The sequence below is a fragment of the Mesorhizobium sp. M0522 genome, assembly GCF_040321085.1.
GTDB lineage: Bacteria > Pseudomonadota > Alphaproteobacteria > Rhizobiales > Rhizobiaceae > Mesorhizobium.
Genome location: NZ_JAMYQW010000003.1, coordinates 277,150 through 290,016 on the forward strand (window position 1 = coordinate 277,150; position 12,867 = coordinate 290,016).

General features: G+C 64.0%; 16 protein-coding genes. 5 read left to right on the forward strand and 11 right to left on the reverse strand.

The features are described 5' to 3' along the window. Positions 1–20: 20 nt before the first annotated feature. The 4 genes from NKI58_RS06245 to NKI58_RS06260 all read right to left on the reverse strand — a co-directional run bounded on the left by NKI58_RS06245 (position 21) and on the right by NKI58_RS06260 (position 2,492). Positions 21–623, reverse strand: a complete 603-nt coding sequence (locus tag NKI58_RS06245; protein WP_352724573.1) for a CDP-alcohol phosphatidyltransferase family protein — start codon at positions 621–623, stop codon at positions 21–23. Positions 624–729: 106 nt separating this feature from the next. Continuing rightward, complete coding sequence (locus NKI58_RS06250; protein WP_352457308.1) at positions 730–1,410, reverse strand: hypothetical protein; 681 nt, start codon at positions 1,408–1,410, stop codon at positions 730–732. Between the two features lie 63 nt (positions 1,411–1,473). Beyond that, positions 1,474–1,995, reverse strand: coding sequence for an Hsp20/alpha crystallin family protein (locus tag NKI58_RS06255; RefSeq protein WP_352784513.1), 522 nt, complete (start codon positions 1,993–1,995; stop codon positions 1,474–1,476). A 29-nt stretch (positions 1,996–2,024) separates the two neighbouring features. Then, positions 2,025–2,492, reverse strand: coding sequence for an Hsp20 family protein (locus tag NKI58_RS06260; protein ID WP_352784516.1), 468 nt, complete (start codon positions 2,490–2,492; stop codon positions 2,025–2,027). Positions 2,493–2,836: 344 nt separating this feature from the next. Here NKI58_RS06260 and NKI58_RS06265 point away from each other — a divergent pair, with 344 nt between their 5' ends. Further along, positions 2,837–3,049 (forward strand): hypothetical protein, encoded by a 213-nt coding sequence (locus tag NKI58_RS06265; protein WP_245274651.1) that lies wholly within the window; start codon positions 2,837–2,839, stop codon positions 3,047–3,049. A gap of 137 nt (positions 3,050–3,186) precedes the next feature. Further along, positions 3,187–3,456 carry a DUF982 domain-containing protein gene (locus tag NKI58_RS06270; protein ID WP_352784518.1) on the forward strand — a complete coding sequence of 90 codons (270 nt, stop codon included), beginning with the start codon at positions 3,187–3,189 and terminating at the stop codon, positions 3,454–3,456. A 108-nt stretch (positions 3,457–3,564) separates the two neighbouring features. Here NKI58_RS06270 and NKI58_RS06275 read toward each other — a convergent pair whose 3' ends face one another. Beyond that, positions 3,565–3,834 carry an usg protein gene (locus NKI58_RS06275; protein ID WP_352784521.1) on the reverse strand — a complete coding sequence of 90 codons (270 nt, stop codon included), beginning with the start codon at positions 3,832–3,834 and terminating at the stop codon, positions 3,565–3,567. Between the two features lie 339 nt (positions 3,835–4,173). Between NKI58_RS06275 and NKI58_RS06280 the strand changes: the two genes are divergently transcribed. The 3 genes from NKI58_RS06280 to NKI58_RS06290 are packed head-to-tail and all read left to right on the forward strand — an operon-like array spanning position 4,174 to position 6,361. Further along, complete coding sequence (locus NKI58_RS06280) at positions 4,174–4,488, forward strand: co-chaperone GroES (protein ID WP_352453513.1); 315 nt, start codon at positions 4,174–4,176, stop codon at positions 4,486–4,488. Positions 4,489–4,546: 58 nt separating this feature from the next. Then, positions 4,547–6,178 (forward strand): chaperonin GroEL, encoded by a 1,632-nt coding sequence (gene groL, locus NKI58_RS06285; protein WP_352784525.1) that lies wholly within the window; start codon positions 4,547–4,549, stop codon positions 6,176–6,178. 42 nt (positions 6,179–6,220) lie between these two features. Continuing rightward, entirely contained in the window at positions 6,221–6,361 is a 141-nt protein-coding gene (locus NKI58_RS06290) for a hypothetical protein (protein ID WP_352699796.1), read from the forward strand. 196 nt (positions 6,362–6,557) lie between these two features. On the opposite strand, the gene NKI58_RS06295 is transcribed toward NKI58_RS06290, so the two are convergent. From NKI58_RS06295 to NKI58_RS06320, 6 genes are all read right to left on the reverse strand, one after another. Then, a complete protein-coding gene (locus tag NKI58_RS06295; protein ID WP_352457301.1) occupies positions 6,558–7,055 on the reverse strand; it encodes a GNAT family N-acetyltransferase in 498 nt (165 codons plus the stop codon). Between the two features lie 90 nt (positions 7,056–7,145). Continuing rightward, positions 7,146–7,514, reverse strand: a complete 369-nt coding sequence (locus tag NKI58_RS06300; RefSeq protein WP_352457300.1) for an endonuclease domain-containing protein — start codon at positions 7,512–7,514, stop codon at positions 7,146–7,148. A gap of 229 nt (positions 7,515–7,743) precedes the next feature. Further along, a complete protein-coding gene (locus tag NKI58_RS06305) occupies positions 7,744–8,760 on the reverse strand; it encodes an ABC transporter permease (RefSeq protein WP_352784530.1) in 1,017 nt (338 codons plus the stop codon). After that, complete coding sequence (locus tag NKI58_RS06310) at positions 8,757–10,325, reverse strand: sugar ABC transporter ATP-binding protein (protein WP_352784533.1); 1,569 nt, start codon at positions 10,323–10,325, stop codon at positions 8,757–8,759. The genes NKI58_RS06305 and NKI58_RS06310 overlap by 4 nt, the downstream gene beginning before the upstream one ends. A 237-nt stretch (positions 10,326–10,562) precedes the next feature. After that, positions 10,563–11,513, reverse strand: a complete 951-nt coding sequence (locus NKI58_RS06315) for a substrate-binding domain-containing protein (protein WP_352784679.1) — start codon at positions 11,511–11,513, stop codon at positions 10,563–10,565. 227 nt (positions 11,514–11,740) lie between these two features. Continuing rightward, complete coding sequence (locus NKI58_RS06320) at positions 11,741–12,748, reverse strand: aldo/keto reductase (RefSeq protein WP_352457298.1); 1,008 nt, start codon at positions 12,746–12,748, stop codon at positions 11,741–11,743. Between the last annotated feature and the right edge of the window lie 119 nt (positions 12,749–12,867).

The window sequence follows — 12,867 nt, forward strand, 5'->3', positions numbered from 1 at the left end:
CTCCCTGGCGAGACCGGAATTCAGCTGCCGCTCCCGTTAAGGCCGCTGTGTATCCGGTTGATGGCGGTCGCCAGCGAGAGTGTAGCCATGGCCGGAAACACGAGCGTCGTGAGCGCCGGGAGCCACAGGCCGGACGCGATAAGCACGGCGAGGATGCCAAGCGCCAGCGCCCGGTCGCTTTTGCCGAACGGGCCGGCATAGCTGCGCCCCGCTCCGGCCGCGATGCCGAGCACGCCGGCGAATTCCGCAATCACCGCCGCGATCGCAAATGCGACGACGCCCCAGACAGGAAAAATGACGGCAAAGGCCAGGATCAAAGCGAGATCGGAGACAACATCGCAGAACTCGTTGAGATACATGCCGAGCTTCGAGGCCTGGCCATGTTCCCTTGCGAGCATACCGTCGATCGCATTCAGCGCCATTCGCGTAAACAGCACGAGCGGCATAAGCAGAAAGACCACGCGGTGGCCGTCAAGGGCTGCCACCACAAGGCCGGTGGCGAGCGAGAGGGCAGCGGCCAGCAACGTGATCTGGTTGGCGGTGACGCCGGCTCTGGCCAGTCCGTCGGCAAGCGGCCGCAACCTGGCCTGGAAGGCCGGTTTCAGCGCATAAAGCGTCGGCATGTGCGAACCCCCCGGCCGCGGTGCAAAGTGATGTTGGCGAGGATGGTCAATTGGCGCGCAAGGCGCAAGGGCGGCGCCCATCACTTTCCGCAAACTTGCCGGACGGCTATGTCCTCGCTTTGACCGTGTCGCCCGGGAACAGGGCGGGCAAACTTTGTTCGGCCGCCGCCCAGGCGCGACTATGGTAACGCCGCAGGATGAGAATGCATGCGGCGAAGACCAGCAGCCCGCAAATCACGCCGGGCGTCATGCCCCCGCCAAACGCAGACTTTACAACGATGCCGGTGAAGACGCCGGCAATGGCGCCATTGATCGTGCCCACCATCCCCGCGGTGGTCATGAAATATTGCAGCGGCGAGGGTCTGAGACCTTTGTCGACCAGCACCGCCGAGGGGTCGTCATGCGTGGAATTGACGAGGTATCTTTGCAGGACGGGCGCCAGTTCGACGAAATAGTGGCGGATCCTGGCCATGCCGCGGGCATGCACCATGTCCTCGATGGCAACCTGCACCGCGCGCACGAAGGTGACCAGTCCGATGAAGAAAAGGCAAGGCAGCAAGATCAGGCTGAACAACACGAACGGCCTGCCCATCTCCGTGACCTGCGCGACGAAGGACAAGGCAATCGTTGCGCTCGAGACCGAGGTCAGGAACAGATCGGCTCTCTGGTTCGCTTCCTGAATGGTCGCGGCGCGAGCGTTTTGCAGGACGAAATGCTCGGTCGTCAGGCACTGCAGGGCGTGCTGCGCCTGGTCAGGCGGAACCGGAGCGTCGGGAGAACGGGTCATCGACATTTGCCCGCTTCTGCCCGCCGGAACCGGCAGGCAGAAGGGGTGTCGTCCTACGAGCCGTCAGGACTTGCCGTCGCCGCCGCTGATGGCGATACGCTTGGCCTTGGCCTGGGCGCGCTCCGTCTTGGGCAGCGTCACGCTGAGCACACCGTTCCGGAACGCGGCGTTCACCTTGTCTTCGTCGACTTCGTAGCCGAGCGGGATACGCCGCTCGAAACGGCCATAGAAGCGTTCGGAGAACTGCCTGTCCTTGTCCTCGGTCTCTTCGCGCTTCTCGCCGCGCAGCGTCAGCACGCCGTCATCGAGCAGCAGCTCGACGTCCTTCGCGTCCATGCCGGGGATCTCGGCGGTGACGCGGATCTCCTTTTCGCCATCGGAGATTTCGACACTCGGCCAGCTGGCGCGGGCCGCGGAGAGGCCACCGAGCGACGGCAGCCGCGTGTCGAAGCCGCGGAACGCCTCGTCGAACAGGCGGTTCATTTCGCGATGCAGCGTCAGGAAGGGATCGCGATCGGCGTCACGGAACAGGCTGGGGGCCTGATTGTTCTCCCCGCCCCAGGGAATGAGATCACGAATAGCCATTGCACAGTCTCCTTTCTCGACTGGTGCATTCAGGCAGCCTGCTCGACCTGCGCGACCTTCGGCCCGGTCTTCGGCGAGGCGACATCGGTCGCGATGGCGATGCGCCGAGGCTTCATCTCCTTGGGCACCTCACGTACCAGATCGATGCTGAGCAGGCCGTTGTCGAGCGAGGCGCCTGCGACCTTGACGTGATCAGCAAGCTCGAAACGGCGGGTAAAGGGCCGTGCGGCGAGGCCACGATGCAGATACTCCGCGTTATCCGGCTCCTTGTGCTGGCCGGAGACAATCAGGAGGTTGGGTTCATGGGTGATTTCGAGGTCGTCCTCGGAAAAGCCAGCGACGGCGATGGTGACGCGGTAGTTGTTCTCGCCGCTGCGCGCGATGTCATAGGGCGGCCAGGCGTCGAAAGCCTGCGGAGCATTTTCCAGCAGGTTGAAGACGCGGTCGAAGCCGATGCTCGACCGATAGAGCGGGGAAAAGTCGAATGCGGTTCTCATAGCTACATCCTCCATCGAGCAACATAGATACGAGGAGCGCCAAAGAGCTGGCGCTCCCTGGTTTCGCCGGCCCCATTTCGGCGACCGGTGCCTTCGATCTGGTTATTGTCCGCCGCAAGTCAAGACCCGGTGGCTTTCGCTTTGCCGGTTTTTCGGGCCGTTTTCGGTCGGCTCGGCGAGGCTGCCAATCCCCCTTTTTGCGGCGAGATGTCCGGCAGGAGATTGCCTGTTTGATTTCAATCGCCAACGCTGACTTCCCCGGTCGGTTATTGTCTGCAGCAGGTCAAGACCCAGATTTCTTGTGTTGCCGGGCCCGTTCCCGGCACTCGCAGATGGAGCTGACCATGACACGCGACGAGATCATTTCTGTGCTGGGCCCGGTCGACGAAGCCGTGATCGCCGACATTGCGGCGACGGACGGGACGGTCCAGGAATTGCGCGAGGCCCTGGCTTGGATCGCCGCCGACGAGGCGTTGGTGAACGAGGGCCGACCGCTGCCGACGGCAAGAGTAGCGACGCTGATCGAACTGCTGCAAGGGCCGGACGAGGAGGAATAACCGGCTGTTGCCGCGATGCTCTTGAACCGCGCAGAGAGACGAACCATGTCCTTCAGCGGCGCCGGCCGGCCGCCGGTGCCGCCAGCATAACGTTGCTTGCTCAAACAAGAAGACGATCAGAAAACAAGGAGGAAGTGATGGACGACGTCCGCTTTGCCGAGCCGATCACGTTGAAATTCCAATCCAGCAAGCGCAAGGTCGCCAGCAGTTGGGAAGCCATCGAATGCATGCGCCAGCAGTGGCCGGACCGTGCACGCGGCCGGAGTTGGCGCGCGGCCTATCGGACCTGCCGCGACGCGCTCGACGGCTGGCGCACCGCGCGTGATGCGCGCAAGGCCTTCGTCAGGGCGGCGCGCAAGGCTGGATTGCTCGCATCGGCCCGCAAGCCTGTCGACCACGCCGGCTAGTCCGGACGCCCTCCGATATTGTGAGATCCAAAACAAGTGGGAGAGGCAACTGCCTTTCTCCACCTCGAGAGACTTTGTTTGCTGTCTGGCGGCAGGTCGGCTTGCTCCTCAGTGGACGGAGATAATGCCGTTTACGGCCCGCCATTCGGACGGTTGGATCAGACGGTGATGAGCCACGCGCACCGAATGCAGCGGGCCTTCGATCTCGCGCTCCCAGAAATCGAGGAAATGCTTCAGCGTCGGGAAATCGGGGGCGATATCGTATTCCTGCCAGATATAGAGCTGAAGCAGGCTTCGATGATCGGGCAGACGGTAGTGGATCTCCGCCGTGGTGAGGCCAAACCCTTGCATCTGGAGCTGAAAGTCCCTGCTGGTCATGCAATCCTTCCTTTCCCAATGAACCTCGGTCTGCAAAACGCCTCGCCTTCCACATAGGTTCCAGCCGCCGGCAAGCGGCTCAGGAGACGGACAGATTTGGAAATCCGGCCGGGTCATCGCGCCGGAAACGGCGAATGTGCGAACAATTACAGCGTATTGGCACTCTCAGGCGTCGAGTGCTAAAATTTTTGCATGATCCTCTTGAAAGCTGAAAAAAGCGCGACTAGTTCGTATGCGCGCGATGCCTGATGAAGGGGTCGCGCACCCCGTGCCCGGCCGATATTGCCGGTCCGGTCAGGAGGATGTTCGAAAATCTGTTTGTCCCGAGAGGAGAACGACATGGCGTTCCGTCCATTGCATGACCGCATCCTGGTCCGCCGCATCGAGGTCGACGAAAAGACCGCGGGCGGCATCATCATCCCCGATACCGCCAAGGAGAAGCCGCAGGAGGGCGAGGTCATCGCCGCCGGCCCCGGCGCGCGCGACGACAGCGGCCAGTTGCGGCCGCTCGACGTCAAGGTCGGCGACCGCATTTTGTTCGGCAAATGGTCCGGCACCGAGATCAAACTCAATGGCGAGGATCTGCTCATCATGAAAGAGAGCGACGTGCTGGGCGTGATCGAAGCCACGGGCGAAATGAAGAAGGCTGCCTGAGCGGAGCCTGAACAAGCATTCCAGTCAACGAAAAGCTGCCTATCGAAGGAGTGTTCCAATGGCTGCCAAAGATGTGAAATTTCATACCGAAGCCCGCGAGAAGATGTTGCGCGGCGTCGACATCCTCGCCAATGCGGTGAAGGTGACGCTCGGTCCCAAGGGCCGCAACGTTGTCTTGGACAAATCGTTCGGCGCGCCGCGCATCACCAAGGACGGCGTGACGGTGGCGAAAGAGATCGAGCTTGAGGACAAGTTCGAGAACATGGGCGCGCAGATGGTGCGCGAGGTCGCCTCGAAGACCAGCGATACCGCCGGCGACGGCACCACGACCGCGACGATTCTTGCTCAGGCCATCGTCAGGGAAGGGGCCAAGGCCGTCGCTGCCGGCATGAACCCGATGGACCTGAAACGCGGCATCGACAAGGCGGTCGACGCCGTCGTCGCCGACCTGAAATCCAATGCCCGCAAGGTGACCAGGAACGACGAAATCGCCCAGGTCGGCGCCATCTCTGCCAATGGCGATGCTGAGATCGGCCGCTTCCTTGCCGAAGCGATGGAAAGGGTTGGCAATGAGGGCGTCATCACTGTCGAAGAAGCCAAGACCGCCGAGACCGAGTTGGAAGTGGTCGAAGGCATGCAGTTCGACCGTGGCTATCTCTCGCCTTATTTCATCACCAACCAGGACAAGATGCGCGTCGAACTCGAAGAACCCTATGTGCTGATCCACGAGAAGAAGCTCTCCAACCTCCAGGCCATGCTTCCCGTGCTCGAAGCCGCCGTGCAATCCGGCAAGCCGCTGCTGATCATTGCCGAGGACGTCGAAGGCGAGGCGCTGGCGACGCTGGTCGTCAACAAGCTACGGGGCGGCCTGAAGGTTGCGGCCGTCAAGGCGCCGGGCTTCGGTGATCGCCGCAAGGCCATGCTCGAAGACATTGCCATCCTGACCGGCGGCACGGCGATCTCGGAGGACCTCGGCATCAAGCTCGAGAACGTCACATTGGAGATGCTCGGCCGCGCCAAGAAGGTGCTGATCGAGAAGGAGAACACCACCATCGTCGACGGTGCCGGCCGCAAGGATGAAATCCAGGCGCGCATCAGCCAGATCAAGGCGCAGATCGAGGAAACCACCTCCGACTACGACCGCGAGAAGCTGCAGGAGCGGTTGGCCAAGCTCGCAGGCGGTGTCGCCGTCATCCGCGTCGGCGGCTCGACCGAGATCGAGGTCAAGGAGCGCAAGGATCGCGTCGACGACGCCATGCACGCCACACGAGCGGCGGTTGAGGAGGGTATCCTGCCCGGCGGCGGCGTGGCGCTGCTGAGAGCGGCGAAGGCGCTCGACAATATCGAGGTCGACAATCCCGACCAGAAGACCGGCGTCGAGATCGTGCGTCGCGCGATCGAGGCCCCGGTGCGCCAGATCGCCGAAAATGCCGGCGCCGAAGGTTCGATCATCGTCGGCAAGCTGCGCGAGACGGCCGATTTCGGCTATGGCTGGAACGCGCAGACCAACGAGTTCGGCGACCTCTACAGTCAAGGCGTCATCGACCCGGCCAAGGTCGTGCGCACTGCTCTGCAGGGCGCCGCCTCTGTTGCCGGCCTGCTGGTGACGACCGAGGCCATGGTGGCCGAGAAGCCGAAGAAGGAAACGCCCATGCCTCCGATGCCCGGCGGTGGCGGCATGGACTTCTAAGGCCAGGCTTCCAAAGCGCGACTTCGAAACGGCAAGTGGACCGTGTCCGCCTTCGTCGCCCTCGCCCGCCGCAACGACCTGCTTGCGCCGCAGACGAGCGGGATGGTTGCCGGCGAGAGCGTTGCTGGCGCGACGGTTGCCGACTGGGCAACGCGCGCACAGCGCGTCAACGCCCCGGTCTGAGCGGTCGGAGAAGTCGCCAATCTCCCCCCTTGAGGGGGAGATGTCGCCGAAGGCGACAGAGAGGGTCGGTACGTCCTGGCGCGACGCCCTGTGGGACGAAAGAGAAGGTTGGCGCTTCACGCGAGGCGCCCCCCTCTGTCCTGCCGGACATCTCCCCCTCAAGGGGGGAGATTACGCGCTCAGCCGCTTTCGCTTGCTAAGCCATCGGTAGCAGCCGGCGCATGATCAGCGAGGCGTGGCCGCCCACGCCGTGTGCAGCCGGCCGGCGCTCGACGACCTCGAAGCCGTGCTTGCGATAGAAGGCGATTGCGCGGTCGTTGCCCTCGATCACTTCCAGGGCGATGCTGGGAATACCCGCATGCGCGGCAAGAACGGCATGCAGCAGGTCGGCGGCAAGGCCGGTGCCGTACTCGCTTTTGTCTATATGGAGCCGCTCGAGCATGACCTCGCCTTTGTCGTCCATCGCGGCCATCGCATAACCGGCGAGCGAGCCGTCAGCCCGCTCGGCGACGAAGGACATCTTGCTGTCGTCCCTGAGCTCGGCCGCCAGCCGCTCCGGCGCGTGCCTCTCATCCGACAGCCGCGCCGTGGTCTCGGCACCCAGGATCGGCGAATAGGTGTGTCGCCAGGACCCTCCAAGCAGCCGCGACACCGCCGGAACGTCCTGTTCGGTCATGGTTCTTATCTGGGTCATTGGCACCTCGCCTCAGAAACCTGCCCCTTTTGAGCGGAGATGTCCCGCAAGACAGAGAGGTGCTGTCCCGCCGACCCTGCACGGCTGAGTTCAGCGCACATCCGCGCCGGCCACCATGACTATGTGCTGGCAGACATTATCGATATCGCGAATGACGTCGTCGTTCCAGAACCGCAGGATAGTCCAGCCCAGCGCTTCAAGCCGTGCGCTTCTGGTAGCGTCCCATATTGAGGCATCGGCCCGGGCATGCTGGGAGCCATCCAGTTCGACAATCAGCTTTTTGTCCGGGCAGGCAAAATCGACAATATGGCCTGCAATTGGCATCTGCCGCCGAAATGCCAGCCCCATGAGTCGATGCGCCCTGACCTCATTCCAGAGCTTCAGCTCGGCATCCGTCATGGCCTTGCGCATCTTGCGCGCATTGCCGCGGCTACGGGGAGGTACGGGATAGTGATTCACTACTTCTATTCCTCAGCGCGAAACTTGCCCATCTTCTCTATGCTGCGCTTGAACACCCCCCTCTGTCCTGCCGGACATCTCCCCCTCAAGGAGGGAGATTGGCAGCTTCGCCGAAAGTTCTCCCTTCTTTAAGCTGGAGCGACATCCAATCTCCCCCCTTGAGGGGGAGATGTCCGGCAGGACAGAGGGGGGTGCTGGCCCGTCGACCTGGATAGGTATGGCACCTGTATCACCGCCTCACCCGCGATTTCAGCCAGCGATCGAAGGCCACCGCGAGGATGAGGATCAGGCCGATGACGATGCTTTGCGTGTAGGACGAGACGTTGTTGAACTGCAGCCCGTTCTGCAAGACGCCGATCAGTCCTGCACCGACCACCGTGCCGCCGACGCTGCCGATGCCGCCGAACAGCGAGGTGCCGCCGATGACGACCGCCGAGATCACCGTCAGCTCGTAGCCGATGCCGGCGACGGCTTCGGAGGAGTTGAGCCGCGCCGACAAAACGAAGGCGGCAAGGCCGGCGAAGAAGCCGACGATGATGTAGACCGAGATCAGGATGCGGTCGACACGCAGGCCGGAGAGCCGTGCCGCCTCGGCATTGCCGCCGACGGCATAGACCGCGCGGCCGTAACGTGTGTAGCGCAGCACGATATGGCAAAGGATCGCGGCAATCGCGAAGATGATCGCCGGCACCGGAACCGGGCCGATCAGGCCGGTACCGAACCAGCGCATCGAGGCGTCGAAGCCGGAGATCGGGCCGCCATTGGAAATCGTCAAGGTCAGGCCGCGAAACACGGTGAGGCCGCCAAGCGTGACGACGAAGGGCGGCACTTTCAGCCTGGTGATGGCAAAGCCCTGGACGCCGCCGGCCACGGCGCCGACGACGACGGCGGCGAGAAGGGCGGCGAACCAGCCATAGCCCTGCGTGCCCGTTGTCGACAGCGACAGCGTGTTGGCGGTGCCGCCCTTGGCCACCACCGCCGCGACCATGCCGCAGAAGGCGAGCAGCGAGCCGACCGACAGGTCGATGCCGGCGGTGAGGATGACGAAGGTCATGCCGAGCGCGATCAGCCCGGTGATCGAGATCTGGCGCATGATGTTGAACAGGTTGATCGGGTCGATGAAGCTCGGCTTCAGCACGGTGAAGACGACAATCAGCAACGCCAGGAACATCAGCGGGCCGAAGCTCATCAGCAGGCGCGCAATATTGACGCCGCGGCGCTGGCTCCGTTCGGTCGTGCTGGTCATTGCGTTGCTTCCTGCTTCTGGTCGAGCGCCATCAGTTCCATCAGTTTCTCCTCGGTCGCCTCGATGCCAGGCATCTCGCCGGTGATGCGCCCGCGCCGCATGGTGACGATCCTGTCCGACACCGCAAGCACTTCGGGCAGCTCGGACGAGATCATCATGATGGCGATGCCGCGCGCCGCGAGCTCTACCAGGATCTGGTGCACCTCCGCCTTGGCGCCGACATCGACGCCACGCGTCGGTTCATCGACGATCAGCACCTTGGGGTCGCGTGCCAGCCAGCGGGCAAGGATGACCTTCTGCTGGTTGCCACCGGACAGTCCCTCGATCGCCTGCTCGGGCGAGGCCATGCGGATCGACAGCGTCTTCCTGTAGTTCTCCAACGCCTCGCGCTCTCGCCGCTCGGCCATGAAGCCGACATTGGAGTAGCGGTCGAGCGCGGCGATCGAGAAATTGGTGAGGATGGCGAGTGCTGCGAAGATTGCCTGGTGCTTGCGGTCTTCCGGAACCAGCCCGATGCCGAGCTCGATGGCGTCGGCGGGTGAGGCGGGCGCGATCGGCTTGCCGTCGAGCATGATGGTGCCGGCTGCAATGCGGTCGGCGCCGAAGATGGCGCGGGCGAGCTCGGTGCGGCCGGAGCCGACGAGCCCGGCGACGCCGAGGATTTCGCCCGCCTTGAGGTCGAGATCGACGCCTTCGAGCACGATGGCATGCGGCGCCTGCGGATCGCGCACCGTGCGCAGGCCGCGCACCGAGAGCCGGACGTCGCCGGCGACGTCGCGCTGCGTCGGCCTGGCGTAGAGCTCGGAAGCGGCGCGGCCGACCATCTTCTCGATGATCTTCGGCAGTTTGATCGGCCCGCCTTCGCGGTCGAGATGGCCGGCCAGCCTGCCGTCGCGCAGCACCGTCATGCGGTCGCAGATCGCCGAGGCCTCCTCCAGCCGGTGGGTGACGAACATGATGGCGACGCCATCCTTGCGCAGCCGGTCCATGATCGACATCAGCCTGTGCACTTCGGTTTCGGTCAGCGCCGAGGTCGGCTCGTCCATGATGATCAAGCGGCTCTTCAGCGACAGCGCGCGGGCGATCTCGACCAGCTGCTGCTCGGCCACCGACAGCGCCGACACCGGCGTCGCCGGGTCGAGGTCGAGGCCGACGCGAGCGATGATCGCGCGCGAATCTTCCTCCATCTTCCGCCAACTGACCAGCCCGAACCGGCCGAGCGGTGCGCGGCCGATGAAGATATTCTCCGCCACGGTCAGCGTCGGGATCAGGCTCAGTTCCTGGTAGATGGTTACGATGCCGTGGCGCTTGGCATCCTGCGGATTGTGCGGGCTGAATTCGACCCCATCGAAGACGATGCGGCCGCTGGACGGCGGCATCACGCCGGACAGGATCTTGAGCAGCGTCGATTTGCCGGCGCCGTTCTCGCCGAGCAGGCCGAGGATCTCGCCGGGGCGGACTTCGAGCGAAACGTCGTTCAGCGCGGTGACGCCGGCAAAGCGCTTGGTCACGCCCTCGACGGTGAGCAGGGCGGGAGAGGGCGCGATGGCGGCTGCCTTGGGCAAAGTTTGCTCCTGGATTGCGATTGCCGGCGGGACAGCGCCCCCCTCTGTCCTACCGGACATCTCCCCCACGAGGGGGGAGATTGGATGTCACCTCGGCTTTCGCCAATCTTCCTGCGTTGCAGAAAAGGCGCCATCGGCGAAGCTCCCGATCTCCCCCCAAGTGGGGGAGATGCCCGGCAGGGCAGAGGGGGGCGCGACAGAATGCTACTTTTGCCGCTGCGCGCCCTTTGTGCAACCTTACTTCGTCTCGCCCAGCCTCTCCGCCTTGTCGAGATTGTCCTTGCCGATGACGATCGGCGTCAAAAGCACCAGCTTTTCCTTCGGCTCGGTCTTGTCCCTGGCGTAGGCGACCGCGATCTGCACGGCGGTGCGCGACTGCTCGCCGGGGAACTGCTCGACCGTGCCGGCCAGCTTGCCGTCGCGCACGGCGACCAGCGCTTCGGGAAGCGCGTCGAAGCCATAGATCTTGACGTCGGTGAAGTTGCGCGCCGCGCAGGCTTCAACCGCGCCAAGCGCCATGTCGTCGTTGGCGCAGATGATCGCGTCGGGCTTGCCGTTGGCGGCAAGGCCGGCCTCGGTGACGGACAGCGCCTCGGCGCGGGCGAAGTTGGCGGTCTGCTCGAAGATGATCTGGTACTTGTCCTTCATAGGATCGAGGACGTTGTGCACACCCTTGTTACGGTCGATCGCCGGGCCGGCGCCGGGCTGACCCTGCAGATGGAAGATCTTGGCGCCATTCGGGAACGCCGCCACCATGGCCTGTGCTTCGGCCTCGCCGCCCTTGACATTGTCGGCGCCGACATGGGCGAGGATGCCTTCGACGCCTTCGACGCGGCGGTCGATGGTGACGACGGGAACGCCGGCCTTGACCGCTTCCTCGATGGCTGGGGCCAGCGCGTTGACGTCGAGCGGCGAGATGACGATGGCGTCGACCTTCTGCACCAGCGCCGCTTCGATATCGGCGGTCTGCTTGGGCGCCGAATTCTGGCCGTCGCTCTCGACCAGGTTGACGCCTTGCGCCTGGGCCTCAGCTTTGATCTGGTTCAGCATGTGCACGAAGAACGGAAAGCCGAGGCTCGGCACCGAACCAAGGATGGTCAGCTTGTCCTGGGCAAAAGCCAGTCGCGGAGCGGCCAGCGCCAAGGCGCCCATCGCCGCCGACGACAGCAGGAATTCACGTCTGTTGATCAATTTAGTCTCCTCCCAGATGAGCGCATGACCCCGAAACCGGAATGGGTTTTCCGGAAGGTTCCTTGCGTCGATTCAAAAATGGAGTGTCCTTTGAGCGCCCAACTCGCTTTGAAGGGACGCACGGCGCTCCAGCCGGTCCACCGCGACGTTCTCCTCCGCTCGGTGCCTGCCGGCGGATGCTAGCCAAGGCCGGAGCTTTGCGCAAGAACGGGAGCAGGCAAGACCTACCGATCGATCATCACCATGGTGCGCTCGCCGTAGCGCGGCCCGGCGACCTTTCCCGGCGCCAGCGCGTCGTCGAGCACTTGCATCTCGGCTGGGTCCAGCCTGATCGAAGCCGCGGCGACGTTCTCCTCGAGGTATTTTCTGCGCTTGGTGCCGGGGATCGGGACGATGTCGATGCCGAAGTCGCTCCCCTTGTGGAGCAGCCAGGCCAGCGCGATCTGACCTGGCTTGACGGGCTTCGCCGCGGCGATGTCGAGTACCGTGGCCGCCGCCTGCATGTTGGCGTCATAGTTGGCGCCCTGGTAGCGCGGATCGCCGCGCCGGTAATCGCCCTCCGGATAGTCTTCGGCGCGCCTGACATCGCCGGTGAGAAAACCGCGGCCGAGCGGCGAGAACGGCACCAGGCCGATGCCGAGCTCCTTCAGCAGCGTAATGATTTCCGGCTCCAGATTGCGCTCCCACAGCGAATATTCGCTCTGCACGGCCGACACCGGATGCACGGCATGCGCCCGGCGGATATTGGCGGCGCCGGCTTCCGATAGGCCGAAGAAGCGGACCTTGCCCTGAGCGATCAGCTCGCCGACAGCGCCCGCCACATCCTCGATCGGCACCGCCGGATCGACGCGGTGCTGATAGAGGAGGTCGACGTGGTCGGTGGCAAGCCGCCTCAGCGAACCTTCCAAAGCCTCGCGGATATGTTCGGGCCGGCTGTCGCGCTCGGTGCCGACTTGCTTGCCGTTTTCAATGCGGAAGCCGAATTTCGTCGCGATCGTCACCTCATCGCGCCGGCCCTTCAGCGCGCGGCCGAGCAGTTCCTCGTTGGTGAACGGCCCGTACACTTCCGCGGTGTCGAGGAAGGTGCAGCCGAGTTCGATGGCGCGGTGCAGCGTGGCGGTCGATTCCGCCTCGTCGGCCGGGCCATAGGACTGGCTCATGCCCATGCAGCCGAGACCGATTGCCGAGACTTGCAGCCCCTGGCTGCCGAGTTTGCGCATCGTCAATGTCATGTGAAGCTCTCCGGATCAGCATCGCGTTCCAAGCCGCCAGGGCAATATAGCGCACCGGCTCGGTTTCCACAGAGCGGGAGGCGCCACCGCGCGAGGGCTCACTGCGGCCGCCAAATTGA